This window comes from Hymenobacter negativus (assembly GCF_017571495.1).
GTDB lineage: Bacteria > Bacteroidota > Bacteroidia > Cytophagales > Hymenobacteraceae > Hymenobacter > Hymenobacter negativus.
The window spans coordinates 556,008-582,187 of the sequence record NZ_JAGETZ010000004.1 but is presented as its reverse complement, the minus strand read 5'-3'; the positions used below and the strand labels follow the sequence as shown (position 1 = coordinate 582,187).

Genomic DNA, 26,180 nt, shown 5'->3' with positions numbered 1-26,180 from the left:
GCCAACGCGGGGCCAATGCGGCCCGAATGCCGCTGCCGCACTCTGGAGCGGCTTCCCGGCATTGCCGCGCCCTAGCGTTTTGCAAACCGGACTAGCGAAACGCTAGGGTCTGGCTACTGCTAGTGCGATAGGAAAGAGGCGAATAGAAATTATTCTCATTCATAGTCAGCGGGTTGATTCCTGATATCAGTGCGCTGTGGTCCTTGGGGTCAGGGTTTGCCCTAGGGCTGGCACACCCAATCATTCACCCGTTCCTCCTGACTCTTATGGCTGCTGCCCTCATGATTCCGGTCCTCTACGTCGCCGGCCTCGGTGCCTTCTGGCTCTTCTACAAATCGGTCGATTTTTTCGACAACATTTAACCCCGCCATCGCCATGATGCTCGCCCTGCTTTTCCTCTCCCTCGCCACGTTCGGCTACCTCTGCTACGTGCTACTGAAACCGGAGAAATTTTGATTTGAAGGCCCGTCATATCGAGCGCAGCTGAGATATGACGGACAGTTATCACCCCCAATACTTATGAACAAAGAACTTCTCGGCATCCTCGTCATCTTCGGCAGCACGGTGCTGCTGGCGCTGCCGCTGGGCCGCTATCTGGCCACGATTTACCGCGGCGACAAAAGCTGGACCGATTTCCTGGCACCGCTGGAGCGCCTGCTGTTCCGCGCCGGCGGCATCGACGCCAACCGCAGCATGACCTGGCAGCAGCACCTGGTGGCCCTGCTCACCATCAACCTGGCGTGGTTTATCTGGGCCATGTTCGTGTTTTGCACCCAGGGCCTGCTGCCGCTCAACCCCGACGGCAACCCCTCGATGACGCCCGACCAGGCCTTCAACACGGCCATTTCCTTCTTGGTGAACTGCAACCTGCAGCACTACTCGGGCGAGTCGGGCGCGACGTATTTCTCGCAGCTGTTTGCCGTTACCTTCCTGCAATTCGTGACGGCCGCCACCGGCATGGCTGCCTGCGTGGTCGTCTTCAACGCCCTCAAAGAAGGCACCACCGAGAAGCTAGGCAACTTTTACGCCTATTTCGTGAAGAGCATCACCCGCGTGCTGCTGCCCATTGCCACGGTGGTGGCGCTGGTGCTGGTGTTCCAGGGCACGCCCATGAACTGGGCCGGTAAAGCCCCCATCGTGACGGTACAGGGCGACTCGGTGAACGTGAGCCGCGGCCCGGCCGCCGCCATGATTGCCATCAAGGAACTGGGCACCAACGGCGGCGGCTTTTTCGGGGCCAACTCGGCACACCCGCTCGAAAACCCCACCTACCTCACCAACGCCGTCGAGAACTTTGCGCTGGTGCTCATTCCGCTAGCCATGGTATTTGCCTTTGGCTACTACCTGAAGCGCCCCAAACTTTCCTACATGGTATTCGGGGTGATGACGGTGGGCTTCCTGATGCTGCTGGCGCCCACGGTATACTATGAAATGCACGGCAACCCCGCCATCGCGCAGATGGGCGCCGACCAGCGCCTGGGCGCCATGGAAGGCAAGGAAGTGCGCCTGGGCGCGGCGGCCTCGGCCTACTGGGGCATCACCAACACCGTGATTTCCTGCGGCTCGGTGAACTCCATGCACGACTCGCACATGCCCATTTCGGGCATGGCCGAGCTGCTGGGCATGATGACCAACGCCTTCTATGGCGGCGTGGGCGTGGGCTTTCTCAACTTCTTCGTGTTTGTCATCATCGCTGTATTTATCTCGGGGTTGATGGTGGGGCGCACCCCGGAATTCATGGGCAAAAAGATTGAGGCGCGGGAGATGAAAATTGCCATCATCGTGGCGCTGCTGCACCCGCTGCTCATCCTCACGGGCACGGCCCTGTCGGCCCACCTCTACGCCGGCAACCCCACCGAGTACGCCGGCTGGCTGGCTAACCCCGGCTACCACGGCTTCTCCGAAATGCTCTACGAATTCACCTCCTCGGCTGCCAACAACGGCTCCGGTTTCGAGGGCCTCGGCGACAACACGCCGTGGTGGAACATCAGCACCGGCATCGTGATGGTGCTGGCGCGCTACCTGCCCATCATCGGCCCGGTGGCCATTGCCGGGCTGCTGGCCCGCAAGAAATTCATCCCCGAAAGCGCCGGCACCCTGCGCGTCGATACCGCCACCTTCGGCGTGATGGTCTTCTTCGTGATTTGGATTATCGCCGCGCTGGCCTTCTTCCCGGCCCTGGCGCTGGGCCCGCTGGCCGAGCATTTTACGCTGTACTAAAGTATCGCGCGGGGCTTTGCCCCGTGCGGACTGCTAGCGGGCCTCTGGCCCGCGCTGTCAGCACGATTCTGAGAACGATTTAAACGCGAGCCGTTCACGCGCCCGCAGGCCGGAGGCCTGCCCATAATCAGCACGGGGCAGAGCCCCGCGCCATCCTTCGAACAACAATGGCAACCCAATCCCAATCCCTCTTTCAACCCGCGCTGGTCCGCGAAGCCGTCGGCCAAGCCTTCGTCAAGCTCGACCCGCGTACCATGTTCCGCAACCCGGTGATGTTCACCGTGGAAATCGGCACGGTGGTGATGTTCTTCGTCACCATCGGCCTGCTGCTGAAGCCCGATGCGGCGCAGGGCAGCTTCGGCTACAATTTCACGGTGTTCGTGGTGCTGTTTCTGACCTTGCTCTTTGCCAATTTTGCCGAAGCCATTGCCGAGGCGCGGGGCAAGGCCCAGGCCGATTCACTCCGCAAAACCCGCCAGGACACGCCCGCCAACGTGCGCCTCGACAACGGCCAGATGCAGGCCGTTTCGTCAGCCCAATTGCAGAAGGGGCAGGTTTTCGTGGTCGAAGCCGGGGAGATTATTCCCACCGACGGCGAGATTATTGAAGGGCTGGCTACCATCGACGAGTCGGCCATTACCGGCGAGTCGGCCCCCGTGATTCGGGAGGCGGGCGGCGATAAATCGAGCGTGACGGGTGGCACCAAGGTACTGAGTGACCGCATCGTGGTGCAGGTGACTACGGCCCCCGGCGAGTCGTTTCTCGACAAGATGATTGCGCTGGTGGAGGGGGCTTCGCGGCAGAAAACGCCAAATGAAATTGCCCTTACCATCTTGCTGGCGGGCTTCACGCTGGTGTTCGTGATTGTGTGCGTGACCTTGCAGCCCTTCGCCGCGTACTCGCACACGCCCATTGCGGTGGCTTCGTTTATTGCGCTGTTCGTGTGCCTGATTCCGACCACTATTGGCGGGCTGCTCTCAGCCATCGGCATTGCGGGCATGGACCGAGCGCTGCGGGCCAACGTCATAACCAAGAGCGGCAAAGCCGTGGAAACTGCCGGCGACATCGACGTGCTGCTGCTCGACAAAACCGGCACCATCACCATCGGTAACCGCAAGGCCACGCACTTCTGGCCCGCGCCGGGCGTGCCCATGCAGGAATTCATCGAGCAGGCCACCGTGAGCTCCCTCACCGATGAAACCCCCGAGGGCAAGAGTATCGTGGAGCTGGCCCGCGACAACAAAGTGGACCCTGCGCAGCTGCAAAGCCGGCTGAATGGCGCCGAGCTCATCAAGTTCACGGCCGAAACCCGCAGCTCCGGCGTGACGCTGGCCAGCGGCGCCCGCATCCGCAAGGGCGCGGCCGATGCCATCCGCAAGCTGGCCGAACAGGCCGGCCAAACCTACCACAACGACGTGGCCGACCGCGTGAAAACGGTGGCCAGCAACGGCGGCACCCCGCTCGTGGTGAGCGAAAACGACCGGGTATTGGGCGTGGTGGAGCTGCAGGATATCATCAAGCCCGGTATTCAGGAGCGGTTTGCACGACTGCGCGCCATGGGCATTAAAACCGTGATGGTGACCGGCGACAACCCGCTCACCGCCAAATTTATCGCCGAAAAAGCCGGCGTGGATGACTTCATCGCTGAGGCCAAGCCCGAGGACAAGATGCAGTACATCCGCGCCGAGCAGCAGCAGGGCAAGCTGGTGGCCATGATGGGCGACGGCACCAATGACGCGCCCGCCCTGGCCCAGGCCGACGTGGGAGTCGCTATGAACTCGGGCACCCAGGCCGCCAAAGAAGCCGGCAACATGGTGGACCTCGACAACGACCCCACCAAGCTCATTGAAGTAGTCGAAATCGGCAAGCAGTTGCTCATGACGCGCGGCACGCTCACCACGTTCAGCATTGCCAACGACGTGGCCAAATACTTCGCCATCGTGCCCGCGCTGTTCATGGTGGCCATCCCGGCCCTGGGCGCCCTCAACATCATGGGCCTCAAGTCGCCGCAGTCGGCCATCCTCTCGGCCGTGATTTTCAACGCCATCATCATCCCTGCCCTGGTGCCGTTGGCACTGAAAGGCGTGGCCTACAAGCCAGTGGGCGCCTCAGCGTTACTGCGCCGCAACCTGCTCATTTATGGCCTCGGCGGGGTGGTGGTGCCCTTCATCGGCATCAAAATTATTGACTTATTGGTGGGGGCATTTTTGTAAGAACGATGGCGCGGGGCTGTGCCCCGTGCCACCTATTCGCGGGCCTCCGGCCCGCACCCTGGAACGATTTTCTGAACGAATCCAGCGCAAGCCGTTCACGCGCCGCAGGCCAGAGGCCTGCTAATAATCGGCACGGGGCAACCCCCCGCGCCATCAAGCAAACCCAACCCATGAAATTCCAACTCTTTTCCGCCCTCCGCCTCACCCTCGCCATGATGGTACTGTGCTGCGTGCTGTATCCTGCCTTGGTGTGGGCTGCCGCACAACTTGCGCCCGGCCACGGCGAGGGCGTCCAGATTGCTAAAAACGGCCGCGTGGTGGGCTTCGCCAACGTGGGCCAGAAATTCGACAAGCCCGAATATTTCAACTCCCGCCCCTCGGCCGCCGACTACCACGCCGACGCCAGCAGCGGCTCCAACAAGGGCCCCAGCAACCCCGAGTACCTGGCCGTGGTGAAGGCTCGCCTCGACACCTTCCTGCTGCAAAACCCCGGCGTGAAAGCCGCCGACGTACCCGCTGAGCTGATTACGGCCAGCGGCTCGGGCCTCGACCCGCACCTTTCGCCGGCCGGCGCGCTGGTGCAGGTGCCCCGCGTGGCCCGCGCCCGTCAGCTTGATGCTGCCCGCGTGGAAGCGCTGGTGCGCCAGCAAATCGAGCCCGGCACCCTCGGCCCCGACCACGTGAACGTGCTCAAATTGAACCTGGCGCTCGATGCTTTAGCTGGGCGGTAATAGGTTTGTCGGAATATCCCATTTAATGGACGCTCCATCGCCTGCGGTGCACGTCTTTCTCTCTTCTCTTTTGTCGCGCCCGGAGCCGACTAGCTTTCCATGAAAAATCTTTTAGTGCCCGCCCTCGTTGCCCTGAGCACGAGTGCCGTCCTCGCCCAAACTACCCCCACCACCGACCCGGCCTTAGCCGCGCCGGCCACGCCCGCGCCCGGTCCGCTCACCACCTACGGTTTCGTGGATGGCTATTACGGCTACGATTTCAAGCATGCCAACGGCAACGACCGGCAGCCGTTCCTCTACTCGCACGGCCGCCAAAACGAATTCACCATCAACCAGGCCCTCATTGGCCTGCGCTACGACGATGGCAAGGTGCGCGGCGCGCTGGGCCTGCACGCGGGCACCTACGTATCGGCCAACTACGCCAATGAGGACCCCGTGCTGCGGCACGTGTACGAGGCCTACGCCGGCTTCCGGCCCTTCGCCAAAGCTTGGTTGGACATGGGCATTTTCGGCTCGCACATCGGGTTCGAGTCGGCTGTTTCGAAGGACAACTGGACCTTAACGCGCTCCATCGCGGCCGAGAATTCGCCTTACTACGAGTCAGGAGCCCGCTTCACGTACGAAGTGGGTCCCAAGCTGACCCTGACCGGACTAGTGCTGAACGGCTGGCAGAACATCCGCGAAACCAACCAGGCCAAAGCCCTCGGTACCCAGATTCAGTGGAAGCCTTCGGATAAAATCCTCATCAACAGCAGCACCTTCTACGGCAACGAGCAGCCCACTGACTCGCTCATCCGTCGCCGCTACTTCCACGATTTCTACATTACTTACGCTGCCAGTGAGCGTACCAATCTGGCGCTGGTGTTCGACGTAGGCAAGCAGCAAAGCGTGACCCGTGAGAAGTACGATACCTGGCACACGGCGTCAGTTTTTGTGAAGCAGAAACTGGCAGAAAAATTCTCGGCCACCCTACGCGGTGAGTACTACTACGCCGAGCGTGGCATCATCATTCGCAGCATTATGCCCGGCGCGCTAGACCAGAATTTTCGGGTAGCCGGCGGCTCGCTAAACCTCGACTACCTCCCCAGCAGCAACGTGGCTTTCCGAGTCGAAGGCAGGTACCTGAACGGCATGAAGGGCGTGTTTGCCCGCAGCGATAACGCCGATAACCGCAGCTACGGCAACGTGACGACAAGCATTGCGCTGTCGTTTTAGCAGGGTCTGAAGGCAAAAGGAACATCATGCCGAGCAGAGCCGGGGCATCTCGCGTGCAGCAGTAAATCAACCGGCCAACTATGCCAGCGAGCGGCCCCGGCTCTGTTCGGCATAACGGGCTATTAATCCATTTCCAACCCATGAACTCCGCCTCTGACGCCCCCCGCGATACCTCCGCCGAGCGGTTCCTGCGCTTGGTGCAGGCGCGGCGGCGCGGCACGCTCAAGGTGTACCTGGGGCTGGCGGCCGGCGTGGGCAAGACGTTCCGCCTGCTACAGGAAGCCCACGACCTGCACGAGCACGGTGTGGATGTGCTGCTAGGCTATGTGGAAACCCACGGCCGGGCTGGTACCGTAGCAGAGTTGAGAAATGTGCCGCTGCTGCCGCGAAAACAGCTATTCTACAAAGGACATGCAGTAGAAGAAATGGACCTGGAAGCCATTATTCAGCGCCGGCCGCAGGTGGTGATTGTGGACGAGTTGGCCCACAGCAACGTGCCCGGCTCGCGCCACGAAAAGCGCTGGCAGGATGTGGAATACCTCGTGGGCCAAGGTATTTCGGTGATTACGGCCGTAAATGTGCAGCACCTCGAAAGCCTGCACGACCAGGTGCTGCGCATCACGGGCACCGACGTGACCGAGCGCATCCCCGACCAGCTCCTGAAGGCCGCCGACGAGGTGGTGAACGTGGACCTGACCGTGGGCGAGTTGCGCGCCCGGCTGGAGGAAGGCAAAATTTACGACCCGGCCAAGGTGCCCACCGCGCTGGCCAACTTCTTCCAGGCCGAAAACCTGTTGCAGTTGCGGCGGCTAGCGGTGCGCGAAGTGGCGCAGCTGCTGAGCCGCCAGGTAGAATCCGAAGCCGGCGGCGCGCCCGCCGTGGCTCCGCAACGCCGCAACGACGACCGCCTGCTGGCCTGCATCAACTCCAACGACAAGGCTGCAAAGGAAATCATTCGCAAGACTTCGCGCCTGGCCGACCGGTTCTCGGCCGCCGCCTGGTACGTGCTCTACGTGCAAACCGGCCGCGAAACTGCCAACCGCATCGGGCTGGCCACGCAGCGGCATCTACTCAATAACTTACAGCTGGCCACCGAGCTCGGCGCCCAGATTTTGCGGGTGAAGGACGACGACATTGTAGGCGCCATCCGACGGGTGGCGCAGGAAAAAAACGCCACACTGCTGGTCTGCGGTATTACCCAAGAAAAAGGCATATTGGAGCAGCTGACAAGGCGCGGCGTCACGTCGGATTTGCTGCGCGCCGTAGCCGATGATGGCCAGGATTTGGACGTATATCTGGTGACGTATTAGCAAAGGACTCGTTCTGGCGAGCGCCTCACCCCCCGGCTCCTCTCCGATGGAAAGGGGACCAGTTGATTTGAAATCGCATTGCATCCCTAAAATCAAATAAGCTGCCCGCGCCGCCGTGGCACCCCCTATCCATTGAAGAGGGGTCCGGGGAGTGAGGCGCCCGCCAGAACGACAACCCCATGAATCTCAAAACCAAAATAACCGTTGGCTTCCTGGCCATGCTGCTGCTGCTGCTGAGCATCGGGGGCTACGCGTACTACTCCCTGCGCCAGCTCGACCGCAGCTCGCGCGACGTCCTGAAGGCTAATCTATATTCCGTGAACCTGGGCCTGCGCATGCTCAGGAGCCTCGACCAGCTGGCCCGGCAGCCGCTGGCCGATACGGCGGGCACCGCGGCCTTCACGGCGGCGCTACGCGAGGAGGCCCGCAACGTGACCGAGCCCGGCGAGCAGCAGGTGGTCGATGACCTGCAAAACCTGACGCAGCAGCTCCGGCAGCACCAGCAGCAGGCGCAGCGCGCCGTGGCAGCCGGGCAGACCAGTCCGCTGGGCATCAGTGCGGAGCCGTACCGGCTGGGCGGCCTCACCTACCAGATGATGGCGCTGAACACCGATGCCCTCAACCGCAAAACCGAGGCCGCCAACCAGCGTGCCGACCAGGCCAACCGCAACTTGCTCATCTTTGCCACGCTCGCCGTGCTGCTGGCCCTGGCCCTTGTGGGCAGCGTGCCCGAAGCCGCCGTGCAGCCCCTGCGCAGGCTTACCGCCGCGCTGGACCATGCCACCGAGCGCAACTTCTCGGCCAGTATTCCGCAGGAAAGCCACGACGAGTTTGGGCAGGTAGCGCGGGCCTTCAACCGCATGCTGGGCCAGCTGCGCGAGTACCGCACCTCCACCGCCGCCGAGCTGATAACTGAGCGCAACCGCGCTGCCAGCATCGTCAATACCTTGGATGAAGGCCTGTTGTTGCTGGATGAGAGCCGCCACATTCTGCTGGCCAACCCGGTGCTGTGTGAGCTGCTGGGCATGCCGGCTGAAAAGCTGTTGGGCCGCCCCGCTGCCACCGTACGCCTCGAAAACGACCTGTTCCAGGCCATGCTGAAGCCGCTGGATGCCCCCAACCGTGAAAACGCTGTGGCCGAAGCGCCCCTGCTGCACATTGCGCAGCGCGGCGAGGAAGCATTTTACCGCCTTGCGGTGCAGGATTTGGTGTCTTTCAACGAAGCCACCGAAAAAACGGAATTCGTCGGCCAGATAATTACCCTGCGCAACGTGTCCGATTTCAAGAAGCTCGACCAGGTAAAATCGAATTTCCTGGCCACCGTTTCGCACGAACTGAAAACGCCGCTGTCCAGTATTAATCTCAACACCAAGCTGCTGCAGGATGAGCGCCTGCCCGCCGACGAGCGCCAGCGCATCACCGGTTACATCCGGCAGGAAACCCAGCGCCTCCAGCGCATGGTGGCCGAGTTGCTCGACGTGTCGCGCCTCGACGCCGGGGCCGGCATTCAGCTCGACGTCCAACCTACAAACCTTGCCGACGTAGTGAATTTCGCTACCTCTACGGTGCAGCCCCAGCTCGACGACAAACAGCTTCGCCTCGAGCTTCACCGGTCCGTTCAGCTACCCGAAGCCCGCGCCGACGTGGAGAAAACCACCTGGGTACTCATCAACCTGCTGGCCAATGCTATCCGCTATTCGCCGGTAGGGGCGGCCCTCGCGGTGCGGGTGGCCGTGGCTGGAGCTTTCGTGCAGGTGAGTGTGCAGGACCGCGGTCCCGGCATTGCGGCCGAGCACCACGACAAGATATTCCAGCGCTTCGCCCAGCTGCCCGACAAAACCGGCTACCGCGGCGGCTCCGGCTTGGGCCTGAGCATTGCCCGCGAGTTCATCACTACGCAGGGCGGCCGGCTGTGGGTAGAAAGTGAGCTGGGCAGCGGCAGCACGTTCCATTTCACGCTGCCGGTGGTAGCCTGACCAGAGCGTTTTTGCGGCTGGCTGCAAAGCCGTCCGACCAGTCGTCATTGCCCGGTTACATTGTGGCCAAGCAGTGCCTTGTAAAAGCAAAACTGCTCCAGGGCTCGTGTTGGCGACTCATTCGCTGGCCACGGCTGGCTGTGCTCGGCTGGCCGTGAGCGTGGCTCCAGCGCTTGCCACTACAATAAAGCCCACGGCCAGCCACTGGCCAAGCGTCAGGCGCTCATCTAGCAGAAGCCAGCCGGACAACGCCGCGGCTACCGGCTCCAGGCTCATCAGAATGCTGAACGTGCGCGTGGGGAGCGTACGCAGGGCCTGCATTTCCAGCGAAAAAGGCAGCACACTGGAAAACACGGCCAGCAGCACTCCCAGCAATAGTAAATAAGGCGTGAGCAGCAATAAGCTGCCGCTGGCTACCCCGAATGGCAGCACCGGCACCGCCGCAAACAGCATACCGATGGCTACGGCCTGCTGGCCCGGCAGCACGGCCGCCGTGCGCTGGCCCAGTATAATATACACGGCCCAGCACCCCCCAGCGGCCAGCGCAAAAGCCAGCCCGAGCAAATCGATGCCCTGGCCATGCCACGGCGCAATGAGAGCAATACCAGCTGCGGCCAGCAACACCCACACCACATCCACCCAGCGGCGCGAGCCCACCAGCGCCAGCCCCAACGGTCCCACAAACTCCAGCGTCACGGCCAAGCCCAGCGGCACGCGGGCCAGCGCGCAGTAAAACAAAAAGTTCATGATGCCCAGTGCCAGGCCGTATGGGACCACGGCCCGCCACTGCGCCGGCTCCAGACTTCCCAGCCGCGGCCGCACCACTACCAGCAGCACTAGCGCCGACAGGCCAATGCGCAGGCTCGTAGTCCCCGCCGGGCCTAGTAGCGGAAACAAGCCCTTGGCAATGGCCGCGCCGCCTTGCACACTCACAATGGAAAGCAGCACGGCGGGTACCGCCGGCAGCGAAAAACGGGTAGAATGATTCATAGCAGCTGGTTAGAAAATCCCTCAAACATACCGAAACGTCATGCTTCGTTGAGTTCAACATGACGCGCCAGGAAATTTCCAAACAGCTTGGCAGGCCTGAATTGTCTGCCCCAAATGGCTGAGCAAAAGAGCAAGCGGGAGAGCTGGGGTTTTGTCTTTGCTTTCCTCGCCGCGCTCGTAGCCCACGCTGAGCCCTAGCGCCGACTATCCGTGCACAAATAATTTGTCCTGCTATGTCGAACTCCCATACCCTCGGTCATAAACGGCAGTCGAAATTCCAGCAACACCGGGTCATTCACCTCAGTAGCGTTATGATTTAGCAGTAGGCAGGGGCCAGATTTACGGGGTTATCCACTTTAACCTATTTGGTCATAAATCTCATTATTCCCGGTTCTCTAGAAACCGAAAAACCCCGCCTACATGCTGCAGACGGGGTTTAAAGTGGAGATGCAGGGATTCGAACCCTGGTCCAGACAAGGAAATCAACGTGCTTTCTACGTGCGTATCTATGCTTGGATTTTCATGGCGGTACAGGCGCATATCAGGCCTTTGCACCGCCCCTAGCTACAGTTGGGTTTCGCCTCCGAATCACAGCTCTTCGAAGGCTATTTTCTACTTACGACGCTCCGAACTCCCAGGTGTAGAAACTTACCCAGGCGGAACGATGGCATTACCTAATTCTGAACTAGGCAGCCATGGCGTACGAATAGTCGCCAGTTGATTGTTGATAGATTTTTTGACAGGAGAGCTTCCATCAACTCCTGGCACGCTTACCCGCAATTTGCGCAAGCTGTCAATTCCGGTCATCCCCAAATGGTAAAGAACGAGTCCCGCGTGACGGTTGAGGCTAAGCGGGCCGCGAAGGTACGCAGTAGATGGGAAACGATAGGAGTTGAGGGAAGGTTTCCTGTCATTTTGGTGTTCAGGTAGATGAGTAGAAGGGAAGGGTAGAATAATAAAACCTGTCATGCTGAGCGTAGTCGAAGCATCTCTACTGCTTCGTTACAAGCAATGAATTACTTACGCGGCAGAGATGCTTCGGCTATGCTCAGCATGACCTTCTGGTAATGCTTGGATAAGCCAAACCTCACCTCTGCCCGCTTCCGAAGCCGCCCGTTTCTGGGTAACTTTGTAGATAGAACTTATGGATAATTTCGTCGTTTCGGCCCGCAAGTACCGTCCAGTCACGTTTCGCAGCGTGGTGGGGCAGCAGCACGTCACTACCACGCTGCAGAACGCCATTCAGAGCCACCACCTGGCACAGGCGTTCCTGTTTTGCGGCCCCCGCGGCGTAGGCAAAACCACCTGCGCCCGCATTCTGGCCAAAACCATCAACTGCACCAACCTCAGCCCCGAAACCGAGGCCTGTGGCACCTGCGCATCGTGCGTAGCCTTCCAGGAAAACGCCTCTTTTAACGTGCACGAGCTGGATGCCGCCTCCAACAACTCGGTCGAAGACATCCGCTCGCTGGTGGAGCAGGTGCGCTACGCCCCGCAGGCTGGCAAGTACAAGATTTACATCATCGACGAGGTGCACATGCTCTCGAATGCGGCCTTCAACGCCTTCCTGAAGACGCTGGAGGAGCCGCCGAGCTACGCCATATTTATCCTCGCCACCACCGAGCGCCACAAGATTATCCCCACCATCTTGTCGCGCTGCCAGATTTTCGATTTCAGCCGCATCCGGGTTGAGGACATGCGAAGCCACCTGCGCTACGTGGCCAACCAGGAAGGCATCACGGCCGAAGACGACGCCCTGCACCTGCTGGCCCAGAAAGCCGACGGTGGCCTGCGCGATGCCCTGTCGATGTTCGACCAGATGGTGACCTTCGGCGGCAACAACCTTACTTACAAAGAGGTGGTGCAAAACCTGCACATCCTCGACTACGATTACTACTTCCGTCTCATCGACAGCCTGCTCACTGAAAATCTCTCGGCTGCGTTGCTGCTGCTCGATGAGGTGATGCAGAACGGCTTCGACCTGCACAACTTCGTGGTAGGCACCGCCGAGCACCTGCGCGGCCTGCTCGTGTGCAAAGATGCCGTGACCGTGCAGTTGCTGGAAGTGTCCGATGGCATCAAGCAGAAGTACGTGCAGCAGGCCCAGGCCGCGCCGCTGGCCTTCCTGCTCTCTGCGCTCAACCTCATCAGCCAGTGCGACCGCGAGTTCAAGCAGGCCAAAAACCAGCGCCTCCACGTCGAACTGGCCCTGATGAAGCTGGCCTACCTGAACGGAGCCGTGCAGTTCGTCCGCGAACTCAGTCCCGCTAACGGCGAGGCTAAAAAAAAAACTAGTAGCCTGAATGGTGCAGTGGAAACCCCTGCAACTACTTACGCACCAAGTAGCAACGCCATTAATAGCCCAGTGCAACCACCGCCAGTAGCGGCTGCTGCTGCTGCTGCTCTTTCAGCGCATGCGGTGCCAGTTGCTTCCGTTTCGCATGCTGCGCCGGCTGCTTATGCTACAGAGTCGCCGGCTGCGCCCTACACGGCTACTCCGCGTCCGGCCGCTGCGCCCACGCCGTTGCCAATGCCGGCCGGCGCGCCCATTGCCACCGGCCCGGCCCCGGCCGATGGTCCCGACCCGCTACCTGTTGAAAACGGCGTGGAGGAGTTGCACGACACGCCCAGCATCGAAGCCGACCCGGCTGCCCCCATCACCGAGCGCCACCAGATGCGCGACACGCTGCCGCACGTCGAAATTGGGGTGCCCAGCTTTGAAGGAATTGAGCCCGCGCCGCGCCCATCACCAGCCGCCGCCTTTGCTAAAATCCCCAGCCTGACCAGCAAAATCCCGAGCCTGAAGGATTTAAGCTCCCGGGCTGCTGCCAGCCAAGCCGCCACTGCAGCTGCCGTCGAGCCGCAGTATACCAGCGGTCCGGTTGTCGCGACCGACCCCGCCGTGTTGCAGCGTGTGTGGCAGGAGCTGGCCGAGGAGCGTCGCGCCCAAGACCGTATGAGCGAATTCTGGGTTCTGAACCGACCTGTGACTGCTAACGAAGAGCACACTATTGAGCTAGCGGTAGACAACCCCATCCAGGTCGACCAGTTCAACGACATGCGTGTGGAATTCCTGGCCGACCTGCGCCGTCGCACCGGAAACCCCCGTCTCAACGTGCAGCCCGTCGTAACCGCCGCCGCCCCCACCGCTCGAAAGCTCTACACGTCAACCGACAAGTTTGAGTACCTGGCCGAGCGGTTTCCCGCCCTGCGCGAAGCCAAGCAGCGCCTGGGCCTGGAAAACGAGTTCTAATCGATGCTCTGCTGCGTAGAGAGCACTAAGTAAGAGGCTCAGCCCCGCGCCAAGTGCGCGCAGGTATAGAATCAGCTCCTTTTAGCAATAGAAGGCTCATATTCAGCATCTGGAAGTTGAACTACGCACTTTAGCGCCAGGATTCCCTTCTATCAGGAGAGGGCAGGGAAGAACCCACGTCCGCGCCGTGTTGCAACCTGCCGCTTTTCACCGCGTCCTTACAGCTGCGCAAAAGCAAACCGGGGCGCCGCTGTTAAAGCGCCGGCCCAGTTTGCTAAAATCTGCAAACGATTGGGGAAAGTATAGTCGAGGCGAAAACGTCTTGCTTGAGGGCGGGGCAATCTGCTAAGATAAGACGAAATTTTGTTTTTTATTCCTCTATCACCCAGCTACCTTTGTTTTTTGAACCCCATACTGCTCCCGCCTGCGCCCTTCTGTGAAAAAGAATTTTCTGCTGTTGATTCCGGCCCTGGCAGTATTAGGTGTTGCCACTCAGTGCCAATCAAGTAAACCGGTCAGCACAGCTTCAGCAGTACCTGCTGCGCCAGCTACCGCCGCAACTCCGGCTGCCCCCAAAGAATACCGCTACGAATCGGTGCCCGGCGACCCGCTGGGCGTACGCATCTACAAGCTGGACAACGGCTTGACCGTCTACTTGTCTGACTACAAAGACGCGCCGCGCATCCAGACCTACCTAGCCGTGCGCGCGGGCTCCAAGAATGACCCTGCTACCGCCACCGGCCTGGCTCACTACCTCGAACACATGGTGTTCAAAGGCACATCGCAACTGGGCACGCAGGACTGGGCCAAAGAGAAGGTAGAGCTCGACAAGATTGAGGCGCTGTACGAAGTGTACCGCGGCCAGCGCAACGACCCCGCCGCCCGCAAGCGCACCTACCACCAGATTGATTCAATTTCGGGCGTGGCGGCTAAGTATGCCGTGCCGAATGAGTACGACAAGGTGATGGGCGCCATCGGGGCCAAAGGCTCCAATGCCCACACCTCGAACGAGGAAACAGTGTACCAGGAAGACATTCCCAGCAACCAGCTGGAGAAGTGGGCCGCCATCCAGGCCGAGCGGCTGCGCGAGATGGTGCCGCGCCTGTTCCACACCGAGTTGGAGGCTGTGTATGAGGAGAAAAACCGGGGACTCGATAGCGACTTCAATAAGGAGTTTGAGGCGCTGAATGCCGCGCTCTATCCCACGCACCCCTACGGCACGCAGACAACCATCGGCACGATTGAGCACCTGCAAAACCCGTCCATTACGGAGATTAAGAAGTATTTCGGCCAGTACTACGTGCCGAACAACGTGGCGCTGTGCTTGAGCGGCGACTTGGATTACGACCAGACCATCCGGGTCATCGACAAGTATTTCGGGGCCATGCCGAGCAAGCCGGTGCCAGCCTTTAATGCGCCGGTGGAGCAGCCCCTGGCCGCTCCAATTACCAAGGAAATCCTCGGGCCGCAGTCGGAAAATGTGATGCTGGGCTACCGCCTGCCGGGCAAAGCGTCGAAGGATGCTGTGCGCCTGCGCATGCTGGATAAAATCCTGACCAACGGCCAAGCCGGCCTCATCGACCTCGACCTGAACCAGCAGCAGAAGGTGCTGGAAGCCGCTTCGTTCACGGACATGAACGACGACTACTCCACGCACGTCATCTATGGCACGCCGCGCCAAGGGCAGAAGCTGGAGGAGGTGAAGACGCTGCTGCTGGGCGAACTGGCCAAGATGAAAGCCGGCAACTTCCCCGATTGGCTGATTCCGGCCATCATCAATAACGAGAAGCTGACGCGCACCAAGAGCTACGAAAGCAACGAGGCCCGTGCCAGTGCCATGTACGAGGCCTTTATCGAGCGCATCGACTGGAAAGACTACCTGCAGCAGCAGGACGATTTCGGCAAAATCACGAAGGCTGAAATAGTGAAATTTGCTAACGACAACTACGGCCCGAACGTCGTGACCGTGTTCAAGCGCACCGGCACGGACCCCAACAAGGTGAAGGTGGTGAAGCCCGCCATCACGCCCGTACCGGCCAACCGTGACGTGGCCTCGGCCTACTACAAGCAGCTCACGGCCATGCCCAGCACGGAGCTGCAGCCGGTGTTCGTGGACTACAAAAAGGACATTCAGGAAACGGAAATCAAGCCCGGCCTGCCGCTGTACTACACGCACAACGCCGAAAACGGCTTGTTCAACCTGTCCTACGTCTTCGACCTGGGCAAGAACAACGACCCGCGCTGGAGCCTCGCTTCCGACTACCTGCAATACCTTGGCACCGGCAACTACACCGCCGCGCAGCTGCAGCAGGAGTTCTACAAGCTGGGCTGCTCCTTCAACGTGAGCAGCGGCGCCGACCGCATTTTCGTCACCCTCAACGGCCTCGACGCCAACCTGGAGCCCGCACTCAAGCTGTTCGAACAGCTGATGAACGCGCCCAAGCCCGACGCCGTGGCCCTGAAAGACATGGTGGCCGGCGTACTCAAGCAGCGCCAGGATGCTAAGCTCGAAAAGCGCGTGATTCTGAATCAGGCGATGGTGAACTACGTGAAGTACGGGCCGAAAAACCCCTTCACCAATAACCTCAGCGAGAAAGAGCTGAAGGCGCTGAAGCCGGAGCAACTCACGACCCTGATTAAGAAGTTGGAGTCGTACCAGCATCGGGTATTGTATTATGGACCGCGTGCCCAGGATGCAACGGTAACCGTACTCAAAGCCGAGCACCGCACCCCCGCCAAGCTCACGCCCGCCCCGGCGGCCAAAGACTTTGCCGAGCAGCCGCTGAAAGACAAGAAGGTTTATTGGGTGGACTACAACATGGTGCAGGCTGAAATTCTGTTCCTGACCAAGGGGGACCTGTATAGCAAAGAGCTGGCTCCGACGGTGGCGCTTTATAACGAGTACTTCGGCGGCGGCATGGGCAGCATCGTGTTTCAGGATTTGCGCGAGAGCAAGGCACTGGCTTACTCAGCCTACTCCGGCTACTCCAACGCCGATAAGCTGGGCCGCTCCAACTACAACCTGAGCTACATCGGTACGCAGAGCGACAAGCTGCCCGAAGCCATGGCCGGCATGGAGGCCCTCCTCACCGACATGCCCGTGGCCGAAGCCAACCTGGAAATCGCTAAAAACGCCATCCGCAACAGCATCAGTACCGAGCGCATCACCAAGGGCGACATCCTGATGAGCTACGAGCGAGCCAAGCGCCTCGGCCTGGACTACGACATCCGCCGCGACGTGTACGCCAGCACCCAGAAAATGACTTTCGACGAGTTGAAGAAGTTTCAGCTGGCCAAAGTGCGCGGCCAGAACCAGGTCATTCTGGTAATCGGCTCCAAGGACCGGCTGAATTTTAAAGAGCTGGCCAAATACGGCACCGTGCAGCAGCTCACGCTGAAAGAGATTTTCGGGTACTAACCGCCCATTGTCATGCTGAGCGCAGCGAAGCCCCTTATCCCGCCTGCGCATAGCTGAATTTTTACCCCCGACGCCTGACGCGATAAGGTCCTTCGCTGCGCTCAGGATGACAGACTTATACAACACACGACCCACATGGCAGAGCAAAAAATCACCATCAAAAACGGCAAGCTGACCGTTCCGGATAAACCCACCATTCCCTTCATCGAGGGCGACGGGACGGGGCCGGACATCTGGCGCGCTTCCAAACTCGTTTTCGACGCTGCCGTCGAGAAAGCCTACGGTGGCAAAAAGCAGCTCGTGTGGAAAGAGGTATTGGCCGGTGAGAAAGCCTACAAAGCCACCAACAACTGGCTGCCCAACGAAACCCTCGATGCCTTTCGCGATTACCTCGTGGGCATCAAAGGCCCGCTGACCACCCCCGTGGGCGGCGGCATCCGCTCGCTCAACGTGGCCCTGCGCCAGGAACTCGACCTCTACGCCTGCGTGCGCCCCGTGCGCTACTACGACGGCGTGCCCTCGCCCGTGAAGCACCCGGAACTGACCGACATGGTCATCTTCCGCGAAAACACGGAGGACATCTACGCCGGCATTGAGTACATGAATGGCACGCCCCAGGCCCAGAAAATGCTCGAATTCCTGCAGGACGAGATGGGCGTGAAGAAAATCCGTTTCCCTGAGTCGTCTTCGTTCGGCATCAAGCCGGTATCGAAGGAGGGCACCGAGCGCCTCGTGCGCGCCGCAATCAAGTACGCCCTCGACAACAAGCTGCCGTCGGTGACCATCGTGCACAAGGGCAACATCATGAAGTTCACCGAAGGCGCCTTCAAAACCTGGGGCTACGAGCTGGCCGAGAAGGAATTTGGCGCCAAGGTCTTCACCTGGGCCCAGTACGATAAAATCGTGGCCAAGCAGGGCGTGGAAGTGGCCGACGCCCTCCAGAAGCAAGCCGTGGAGCAGGGCAAGCTCATCGTCAAGGACAGCATTGCTGATGCCTTCCTGCAACAGATTCTGCTGCGCCCCGCCGAGTACTCGGTGGTCGCGACCCTGAACCTGAACGGCGACTACGTGTCCGACGCCCTGGCCGCCATCGTGGGCGGCATCGGCATCGCACCGGGCGCCAACATCAACTACCTCACCGGCCACGCCATCTTCGAAGCCACCCACGGCACGGCCCCCAAATACGCCAACCAGGACAAGGTGAACCCCGGTTCCGTTATCCTCTCCGGCGTGATGATGCTCGAGTACATGGGCTGGAAAGAAGCCGCCGCCCTCATCAACAAAGGCCTCGAAGCCGCCATCGCCAGCAAGCGCGTAACCTACGACTTCGAACGCCAGATGGAAGGCGCCACCCTCCTCAAAACGAGCGAATTCGGCCAGGAGATTATCAAGAATATGTAGTAGCTTGGCTGCTGCCTAAGCACCCACAGAAACCCCCGCGTCGGCTGCAAGGCTGGCGCGGGGGTTTTGATTATTTAAATTTCAAATAGAATGCAGACCGAGAAAAAAACTTGCTTTATAATAATGCCAGTATCAGACCATGCTGACTATGAAACTGGACATTTTAAAAGAGTTTATGAGCACATCATAAAACCCGCATGCATTGAGGCTGGATTTGAGCCCCTGCGTGCGGATGATGTTCAGAAAAGCAACATTATAGTTGTCGATATTTTGCATAAAATAGTTAATTGTGAAATGGCTTTGTGCGATTTGAGTTCAAAGAACCCAAACGTTTTATATGAATTGGGTATACGCCAAGCATTTGATTTGCCAGTTGCACTGATAAAGGATAATGTGACGCCTAGAATATTCGATATACAAGGATTCCGTGATGTAGGTTATGATAGTACCATGAGAGTTGACCAAGTTAATTCTGCAATCAAACAGATTGCAGATGCTATTACAGCAACATACGAGCAGCATGATACTAAAGACAACTCCATCATATCTCTTTTGTCAATAACAAAAGCCAATATAAGTGAGCCAGTAAAGCTCTCCCCAGAGATGAGTTTGATGATGGAAACGCTGAAGAGTATAAATGATAAGATACTTAAATTAGAGCCATTAATAGATTCGCAGACAAAGCATACAAATACTGAAGGCCATGTGCCTAATAAAGAAAGGATTTTTCCTTTCGAATCTAATACCACTTCATTTAAAAATGATGGGCACGTATTTAAACTGTCAGATACCATTTACCATAAGAAATTTGGGAAAGGTGTAGTCACAGGAATACAAGTTCAACAAGGGACGCATAAAGTTGAAGTTGATTTTGAATCTGTTGGGATAAAAGTTCTTTTATCAAGCTTTGTCAAACTCGGTCATCAGCCATTTATGTAATTTCCCGGCTGGCGTGCGTCTGTGACGCGCTGCCCAATGGGTTCAAGTCTGTGGTTTGGGGCGCGCCTACCTCGGCACTTTCGCCGCCCGCCGCGTAGTTTAGTAAATACAACAAGCCACCTCCGCTATGACTAAAGCCCAAATCCTCGAAACTGTTAACCAGCTGCCGGAAAACTTCGAGCTAGAAGACCTTTTCGAACGTCTGCTCCTCATCAAACGCATTGAGGAAGGAGTTCGCCAATCAGACAATGGCGAAACGCTGACCGAGGCCGAAGCCAGAAGCTACCTCAGCCGCTGGCTGACCGACACCGGCGTAACGGCGCGGTAGCATGGTTATTCACTACACCACCCGCTTCGTGCACGAGCTGGATGAGCAGGCTGATTATTTGGCGCAATATTCAACAACCCGGGCTTCGTTGGTCGTGAATAGCGTCTTTCGGCAGCTTGATTTGTTGCGTCAGCACCCCCGTATGGGCCGCATGGTACCCGAATTCGGCGACGAAACGATACGGGAGCTACTGTACCGACAGTATCGCATCATCTACCGCTTAGTTTCAGTTGAACGGATTGATGTGCTGGCATTCCAGACTGGGTTGCGGCCGTTGCAACGGCCGCTGTAAAGCATCATTGATTCAACAAAAAAGGGCACCCACGCCAAGTGGGTGCCCTTTTTTATATCACTCAATAAGTTACTCCGATACCTACGGGGCTTGGGTGCCAGTACCGGCCCCGCCGCCCTGCTCCCGGCGCACCTGCTGCAGAATCTTGCGCAGCGTATAGTCCTTCGCCTTGACTTTATCGGAGGTTTGGTAGAGGCTTTTGCCGTCGGCAAGCAGGTGTTTGATGGGAGCGTAGAGGGCGCGGAATAGATTGGCGTTGTCCGCCGTGAGCAGGCGCTGGTCGCTCAGGCCGCTGCCCTGGGTGGTGCTGTCCTGCACCAGGCCGTCGTAGAGGCTTTGGATTTGGCTGTTTTCCTCGGGCTTTTGGCCCTTGTCGAACAAGGCCTTTTTATTGGTTTCAATGTTTTGAAGCAGCGTTTTCAGCGAATCGGCCAGGCCCTCATGCTCGTTGTCGTTGCGGTCGCGGCGCACAGCCTCAATGCCGAACTTCTTGGCCGGCACGGTGAGGCCCTCAGCGCGGCGCACCCGGGCTTCGAGGCGGTTGAGGAGCTGCGGCAGTGCCTGCAGCAGCCCTTCGATGCGCTGCGTCACGAGCTGCCGCTCGGCAATGGCCACGCTGCTGCGCTGCACGTTCTCCACGGCCGCGCTGGCCTTGTCGAAATCCTTCAAAAAATCGGGTTTGTAATCCTCCGGCAGCAGGTCCTGAAAATCAGCTTGGTCGCGCACGTAGCTGGCGCGGAGCAAGCGGGCCACGGGCAGCAGCTCGCTAATACGGAAGGCGAAGGGTAGTTGGCGCGCATTCATTGACTACGAAGACGGTAAGGTGAATAGTATAAGCGTAATAGTACGCTTTTTTTCGGTCCCGATTGGAAGCCTCACCGGGGCAATTGGAACCCGTGCCGGAGCCGTTGGAACGGCTGCCGGAGCAATTGGAACCCCTGCCGGAATGATTGGAGCCTACGCCGGGGCGCTTGGAAGGTGTACCAGGGCATTTGGAACGCTCGCCGGACCGGTTGGAACGGTTGCCGGACCCATTGGCAGCCTGGCCAGAGGCATCGGTAACAACGCCAATGCCAGCGCTTGCGCTTGCCAAACCAACGCCCGTACTTTGCGTACCACCGGCCGCGCACACCTCCCCGTTATGGACATCAACAGCAAGGGTTTCCGCTTATTAATTCTGGTATCCATTTGCCTGCTGCTGAGCGACTGGCTACCGGCGCACTTCAAGTTATGGTTTGTGCAGGAAACCGGCCACGTCAGCCACGACCAGACGATGAACCTGCTGCTGATTCTGCTCCTGTTTCGGCGGTGGCGGCACGCCATCACGCTGGGCCTGTTTCTGAGCGGCCTCCAGCTCCTGTTTACTGCCCTGATTCTGTTCTTCAACTGGAAAGAAGGCGGCCCGCTCCTGGGCTATAGCCTGCAGCTGCTGCTGCTTTGGGTCGTTGTAAAAGTGCTGAACGACTCCACCTCGGTGCGGGAATTTATGCAGCGCGAGCAGCCCGTTTAGCCTAAAGCTCAGCGACAGGGTGGCACGTCTGCCGCCAACAATCTCATAGCAAAAGGGCACCCGCATAGCAGCGGGTGCCCTTTTGCATGCTGTGCCCAATACTTGAGCCTTCGGATTACCATATCATTAAATAATTAAGTTATACCTGTACTTTTGGGTTGTCGTATTACCTTCCCGACGCTCTGTATTCATGAAAGTCCAGTTGACCATTGCCGCCGCTGCTTTGCTTCTTGCCACGGGCTGCGAGCAAGCCAAACAAGCCAAAGAGTCGTATTCGGCCATCTCCAAGCTCAGCGAAGCCGGCAAGGACATGACCGCCAACCTCGAAAAGGCCGAAACCGACCGCGCCGAGCGGGTGAAGCGCGGCGATACCCTTTCCCTGCCCTACAAAGAGCTGGAGCAATACCTGCCCACCGAAGTGAGCGGCTACACCCCCGGCGAGCTCAAAGGCCAGTCGCAGAAAATGACCGGCATGGCCTTCTCCACCGCCGAGCGCACCTTCACCAAAAGCCCCGACGAGGAAGTAGAAATATCCCTCATCGACTACAACGGCTCGAACGCCCTCTACCAAGGCGCCGCCGCCATGATGAGCCTCGGCATTGAGCAGGAAGACGACGACCACATCATGGGCCCCACTGCCGTGAAAGCCGACGGCGTGAAAGGCATGGACACCTTCTACAAAAAAGACGGCCGCGCCGAAATGACGCTCGCCGTCGGCGGCCGGTTCCTGCTCACCCTCAAGGGCACCAAGCAAAAAGACATGGCCCTCCTGAAGTCTATTGCCGACGACATGGACCTGGAAAAACTCGCCAAGCTCTAGCCCTTGGCCCCTGCTGGGCCCCGAAACCAGCAGGGGCCAGCCAGCTCAGGGGATGACGACCGTGTCGCCATCCAGCATGAACACTTTTTTTGGTGGCGGCAACTTGCTTTCGGGCGTGGCCGAGTACAGTATCCAATGGGTGACGATTGTCCCGCGGCGCACCGTCAGCAAAGGAGAATTGGCGGCTTTGGTAAGGCGGTCGCCGCGGTGCAGGTAGTGGCCCAGGTCTGAGGGGTCATACCCCAACTCATCACTCATCCCTGTGCGGTCGGCCGGGTTGGCCGCATCAAAGGCGTTGAAATTATAATGCTTATAATCGTTGCCGTCTAACTGATAGGTGTATTGCTGACGGTTCATCGAAACGTCGGTGACTTCGGCATCCGTCAGAGCCATGTCAAAATCCTCGGTTGAGGGTGGCAACAACCCCGCCAGCCCACCCCCCAGCAGAAAAGGCACAATGGTATAGAAAGCGGCAAGAAAAGCCAGGATTGCCAGAATGTTCTTCTTTCTGGAAACGGGCGGGGCAGGGGGGACTTCAGCAGCCATTAGTGCGCAGGAGCTATTCGCCCGGCTTCAATCGCTGAAACGCATTATTCAGCACCTCGGCCCAGCTCGGGTGGGCCAAAATCATGTCTTCCAGCTCCTGGTAGCGCAGCCGGCCCGCCATCGCCAGCTGAAACATGGTCATGATTTCGCCACCCTGCTCGCAGAACACCGCTGCACCCAGCAGCCGATCGTCCTCGCCCACCAGCACCTCCACAAAGCCTTCGGTTTCGCCCGTCTGCACGGCCCGCCCAATGGTGCGGGCCGGCAGCCGGCTCACCCGGTAAGCAATCCCCTTTTCCTTCGCCTGGCTCTTTGAGAGGCCAATGCGGCCCAACTGCGGCTCCGTAAACACCACGTAGGGGAGGGGCCGGTCGGCGGTGCCGCGCTGTTGGCCGTGCAGCAAGGCATCCCGCACAATGCGGTAGTCGTCGTAGGCAATGTGAGTGAACTGCGGGCCGCCCTTCACGTCGCCCAGCGCATACACGCCCCGCGTGCCGGTCTGCAGGTGCTCGTTCACCTCAATGTAGCCGTCCTCGTCCAGCTTCACGCCGGTGTGTTCCAGCCCAAGTTCCTGCGTGTTGGGCTCGCGGCCCACTGCCACCAGCAGGTGGCTGCCGTGCAGGCGCCGCTCGCCGGCCTTGGCATCCACGGTGAGGGTAATGCTGCCATCAGCCGCGCGGCTCACACGGCGGACATCGGCTCCCAGCACCAGCTCCACGCCGGCCTCGGCCAGGCAGGCTTCCAGCGGGTGGCTCACGTCGGGGTCTTCGCGGGCCATGAGGCGCGGCTTGGTATCCACAATGGTTACGCGAGTCCCCAAGCGCCGAAACATCTGCCCAAACTCCACCCCAATGTAGCTGCCCCCCATAATGATGAGGTGCTCGGGCTGCTCGGTCAGGTTGAGCAGCAACGAGTCGCTGGTGAGGTAGCCGCTGTCGGCCAGCCCTTCCAGTTCGGGCACCGCCGCCTTGGTACCGGTATTGATGAAGATGAGCGGGGCCGTAAGCTGCTGCTCGCCGCCCACCACCAGCGCCACGCGCAACGTGTGCGGCGCCGTGAACTGCGCCCGCCCGCGAATGAGCGTAATGCCCTCGTGGTCCTCCGTAATCTTGCGGTGCAGGCTGTCGCGCGAGTTCTGGCGCAGCCGGTGCATGCGCCCAATCACGGCCGCAAAATCGACGTCTGGCTCCGGTGCATTAATGCCCAGCTCGCCCGCCGTGCGCACCTGGTGGGCCCGCTGGGCCGAAGCCAGCAGCGCCTTGGTGGGCGCGCAGCCGTAGTTGATGCAGGACCCGCCCAGTGCCTCGCTTTCCACCATTGCCACGCGGCGGCCCGCATCGGCCAGCGCGTAGGCAAGGGGCGTACCAGCCTGGCCGGCTCCTATAATGATGGCATCAAACGAATCGGCGGGCATAGCAGGCATTAAAGATGAGTGGACTCCTACATACGGTCCGGTTTGCCCCATGACTGAGTCTGCTAACTGAAATCCGCCGTAAAGTCCAGTAGAAACACGAAATTGCCGGTTCAGGCGTTGCCTGGGCTTGTTCTCCTAACTCCGCCTCATGAAGCATTTGCTGCGTTTAGCCTTTTTGCTTGTCCTCACTGGCCTCACAGGCTGCGCCTCGCTCTACTTTCCCCCGCCGCCGCACGCACCCATGCTCACGCACCAGGGCGAGTTCTACGGCACCGTGAGCACCAACCAGCACACCAACTATGCCCTGCAAGGCGCTTATGGCCTCACCAACCACCTGGCAGTGGCCGGCACCTTCTCTTCGCTGCACCGCAAAAAATCCGACAAGACCGAGAACATCGACTTTGGGGAAGCCAGCCTCGGCTACTTCACGCGCCTGCCCGACAAGCGCGTGCTCGAAGTGTACGTGGGCGGTGGCGGCGGCTCTACCCAGCGCATCGAGCGCAACGAAGCCCAGCTCACCACCCGCACCCTCGACGGCAGCCTCTCTAAAATCTTCGCCCAGGTGAACTACGCCAAGAAAAAGCAAAAGAGCCTGCACCTCTTCAACCGCGACTTTCCGCTTACCTACGGCGCGGCCATGCGCCTGAGCTACATGCAACTCAACAACTTCACCATCGACGGCCTAGCTGCCCCGGGCGAAAACAACGTCTTTTTCGAGCCCATCACCTTCACCCGCACCCAGATAGCGGGCCCCGTCCAGCTACAGCTCATGAGCGGCCAGATTTTCGGCTTCCGCAACAACAAGTACCTCAAAGCCGCCAACTCCGTCTTTCAGGTCGGCATCGTCATCAACCTGGACAAGAACACCACGCTAGGGGAATAATGCTGCTTGATGAATATAGAATTGATTCCTGTGCTGGAGATTCCCATAACTGCAAAAGCCCGGTTACAGGCAATTCAACGCCCACTGGCTAGTTTCCAGCAAAACCCGTTTGAGTGGGATGAGTATCAACGGCAGCTCTTGGTAGTGGGAGGGTTTTCCGACTATCAGTGTGTAATTCAGGGTTGTAATTTCGTGTGTGTCGACCAGTGGAGCCTGCCGGATTTGAGGCTGTTGGTGCAAAACCATTTGGACAGTGACGGTACGGCCCCCATCCCCTTAGCAGAATCATGCGCACTATTTGGCGGCTGCATCCTCATTGTGGATGGCGTGCCGGTTTTGGTGCCGCAGTGTTGTAGCACAATTGCTGATTTCAGCAGCTGGGAAGACCTGTTAGAACCACAGTTTACCGCAGGGCCGTTTTGCCTGGAAGGCCACCCAGGCCCGGAAGCTGTAAAAAACGGTGTCCACCTGTTGATAACGTGCGAAGACCCAGATGAAGCCTTTGACCAGCCCGCGCAATCCAGAGTAGTTGTGCCAATAGAAGACTTGGCCAACGCTACGGAAAGAGCGAGACAACTGATGCAGGCCTTTGCAGACAGAATAGATTTGCTTTCTGCTGAGCTGGGTGTGGCAAAAGCATCTGACTACATCGTTTGGGGTAACCAATAAAAAAAGCCCCAGCAGAAGCTGGGGCTTTTCTCTATCAACTACTTCTTGCGAT

General features: G+C 59.3%; 21 protein-coding genes and 1 other RNA gene. 17 read left to right on the top strand and 5 right to left on the bottom strand.

Features of this window, described 5'->3' with window-relative positions:
• Positions 1 to 375 precede the first annotated feature (375 nt).
• The 7 genes from kdpF (at position 376) to J4E00_RS12230 (ending at position 9,665) form a co-directional block, all read left to right on the top strand.
• Entirely contained in the window at positions 376 to 456 is an 81-nt protein-coding gene (kdpF, locus tag J4E00_RS30270) for a K(+)-transporting ATPase subunit F (protein WP_410779753.1), read from the top strand.
• Positions 457 to 519: 63 nt separating this feature from the next.
• Positions 520 to 2,220: a potassium-transporting ATPase subunit KdpA gene (kdpA, locus tag J4E00_RS12255; protein ID WP_208175430.1), complete on the top strand. Its 1,701-nt coding sequence runs from the start codon at positions 520 to 522 to the stop codon at positions 2,218 to 2,220.
• Between the two features lie 167 nt (positions 2,221 to 2,387).
• Positions 2,388 to 4,433: a potassium-transporting ATPase subunit KdpB gene (kdpB, locus tag J4E00_RS12250; RefSeq protein ID WP_208175429.1), complete on the top strand. Its 2,046-nt coding sequence runs from the start codon at positions 2,388 to 2,390 to the stop codon at positions 4,431 to 4,433.
• Between the two features lie 170 nt (positions 4,434 to 4,603).
• Positions 4,604 to 5,164 carry a potassium-transporting ATPase subunit KdpC gene (gene kdpC / locus J4E00_RS12245; protein ID WP_208175428.1) on the top strand — a complete coding sequence of 187 codons (561 nt, stop codon included), beginning with the start codon at positions 4,604 to 4,606 and terminating at the stop codon, positions 5,162 to 5,164.
• A 99-nt stretch (positions 5,165 to 5,263) separates the two neighbouring features.
• On the top strand, positions 5,264 to 6,379 hold the full coding sequence (locus J4E00_RS12240) for a porin (RefSeq protein WP_208175427.1): 1,116 nt from the start codon (positions 5,264 to 5,266) through the stop codon (positions 6,377 to 6,379).
• A gap of 140 nt (positions 6,380 to 6,519) precedes the next feature.
• Entirely contained in the window at positions 6,520 to 7,689 is a 1,170-nt protein-coding gene (locus tag J4E00_RS12235; protein ID WP_208175426.1) for a sensor protein KdpD, read from the top strand.
• A gap of 179 nt (positions 7,690 to 7,868) precedes the next feature.
• Positions 7,869 to 9,665 (top strand): ATP-binding protein, encoded by a 1,797-nt coding sequence (locus J4E00_RS12230; RefSeq protein WP_208175425.1) that lies wholly within the window; start codon positions 7,869 to 7,871, stop codon positions 9,663 to 9,665.
• Positions 9,666 to 9,782: 117 nt separating this feature from the next.
• On the opposite strand, the gene J4E00_RS12225 is transcribed toward J4E00_RS12230, so the two are convergent.
• Both J4E00_RS12225 and ssrA read right to left on the bottom strand, forming a co-directional pair.
• The gene (locus J4E00_RS12225) at positions 9,783 to 10,655 is read right to left on the bottom strand and encodes an EamA family transporter (protein WP_208175424.1); all 873 of its coding nucleotides are present in this window, start codon (positions 10,653 to 10,655) and stop codon (positions 9,783 to 9,785) included.
• Positions 10,656 to 11,094: 439 nt separating this feature from the next.
• Positions 11,095 to 11,466, bottom strand: a transfer-messenger RNA (tmRNA) gene (gene ssrA, locus J4E00_RS12220).
• 333 nt (positions 11,467 to 11,799) lie between these two features.
• On the opposite strand from ssrA, the gene J4E00_RS12215 reads away from it, so the two are divergent.
• The 6 genes from J4E00_RS12215 to J4E00_RS12190 all read left to right on the top strand — a co-directional run bounded on the left by J4E00_RS12215 (position 11,800) and on the right by J4E00_RS12190 (position 20,286).
• On the top strand, positions 11,800 to 13,908 hold the full coding sequence (locus J4E00_RS12215) for a DNA polymerase III subunit gamma/tau (RefSeq protein ID WP_208175423.1): 2,109 nt from the start codon (positions 11,800 to 11,802) through the stop codon (positions 13,906 to 13,908).
• 436 nt (positions 13,909 to 14,344) lie between these two features.
• Positions 14,345 to 17,326 carry a M16 family metallopeptidase gene (locus tag J4E00_RS12210; protein WP_317196615.1) on the top strand — a complete coding sequence of 994 codons (2,982 nt, stop codon included), beginning with the start codon at positions 14,345 to 14,347 and terminating at the stop codon, positions 17,324 to 17,326.
• A 135-nt stretch (positions 17,327 to 17,461) separates the two neighbouring features.
• A complete protein-coding gene (icd, locus tag J4E00_RS12205; RefSeq protein WP_208175422.1) occupies positions 17,462 to 18,727 on the top strand; it encodes an NADP-dependent isocitrate dehydrogenase in 1,266 nt (421 codons plus the stop codon).
• 90 nt (positions 18,728 to 18,817) lie between these two features.
• Positions 18,818 to 19,666 (top strand): hypothetical protein, encoded by an 849-nt coding sequence (locus J4E00_RS12200; protein ID WP_208175421.1) that lies wholly within the window; start codon positions 18,818 to 18,820, stop codon positions 19,664 to 19,666.
• Between the two features lie 127 nt (positions 19,667 to 19,793).
• Entirely contained in the window at positions 19,794 to 19,994 is a 201-nt protein-coding gene (locus J4E00_RS12195) for a hypothetical protein (protein WP_208175420.1), read from the top strand.
• A 1-nt stretch (position 19,995) separates the two neighbouring features.
• Positions 19,996 to 20,286 carry a type II toxin-antitoxin system RelE/ParE family toxin gene (locus tag J4E00_RS12190; RefSeq protein WP_208175419.1) on the top strand — a complete coding sequence of 97 codons (291 nt, stop codon included), beginning with the start codon at positions 19,996 to 19,998 and terminating at the stop codon, positions 20,284 to 20,286.
• Between the two features lie 81 nt (positions 20,287 to 20,367).
• Here J4E00_RS12190 and J4E00_RS12185 read toward each other — a convergent pair whose 3' ends face one another.
• Positions 20,368 to 21,090, bottom strand: coding sequence for a hypothetical protein (locus J4E00_RS12185; protein ID WP_208175418.1), 723 nt, complete (start codon positions 21,088 to 21,090; stop codon positions 20,368 to 20,370).
• A 337-nt stretch (positions 21,091 to 21,427) separates the two neighbouring features.
• Here J4E00_RS12185 and J4E00_RS12180 point away from each other — a divergent pair, with 337 nt between their 5' ends.
• Together J4E00_RS12180 and J4E00_RS12175 are read left to right on the top strand one after the other, a co-directional pair.
• The gene (locus J4E00_RS12180) at positions 21,428 to 21,796 is read left to right on the top strand and encodes a hypothetical protein (protein ID WP_208175417.1); all 369 of its coding nucleotides are present in this window, start codon (positions 21,428 to 21,430) and stop codon (positions 21,794 to 21,796) included.
• Positions 21,797 to 21,986: 190 nt separating this feature from the next.
• Positions 21,987 to 22,616: a hypothetical protein gene (locus tag J4E00_RS12175; protein WP_208175416.1), complete on the top strand. Its 630-nt coding sequence runs from the start codon at positions 21,987 to 21,989 to the stop codon at positions 22,614 to 22,616.
• Positions 22,617 to 22,661: 45 nt separating this feature from the next.
• Here J4E00_RS12175 and J4E00_RS12170 read toward each other — a convergent pair whose 3' ends face one another.
• Together J4E00_RS12170 and J4E00_RS12165 are read right to left on the bottom strand one after the other, a co-directional pair.
• Positions 22,662 to 23,162, bottom strand: a complete 501-nt coding sequence (locus J4E00_RS12170) for a hypothetical protein (protein ID WP_208175415.1) — start codon at positions 23,160 to 23,162, stop codon at positions 22,662 to 22,664.
• 13 nt (positions 23,163 to 23,175) lie between these two features.
• Positions 23,176 to 24,576 (bottom strand): mercuric reductase, encoded by a 1,401-nt coding sequence (locus J4E00_RS12165; RefSeq protein WP_236049719.1) that lies wholly within the window; start codon positions 24,574 to 24,576, stop codon positions 23,176 to 23,178.
• A gap of 148 nt (positions 24,577 to 24,724) precedes the next feature.
• On the opposite strand from J4E00_RS12165, the gene J4E00_RS12160 reads away from it, so the two are divergent.
• Both J4E00_RS12160 and J4E00_RS12155 read left to right on the top strand, forming a co-directional pair.
• On the top strand, positions 24,725 to 25,459 hold the full coding sequence (locus J4E00_RS12160) for a hypothetical protein (RefSeq protein ID WP_208175413.1): 735 nt from the start codon (positions 24,725 to 24,727) through the stop codon (positions 25,457 to 25,459).
• 9 nt (positions 25,460 to 25,468) lie between these two features.
• Positions 25,469 to 26,128, top strand: coding sequence for a hypothetical protein (locus J4E00_RS12155; RefSeq protein WP_208175412.1), 660 nt, complete (start codon positions 25,469 to 25,471; stop codon positions 26,126 to 26,128).
• Positions 26,129 to 26,180 lie beyond the last annotated feature (52 nt).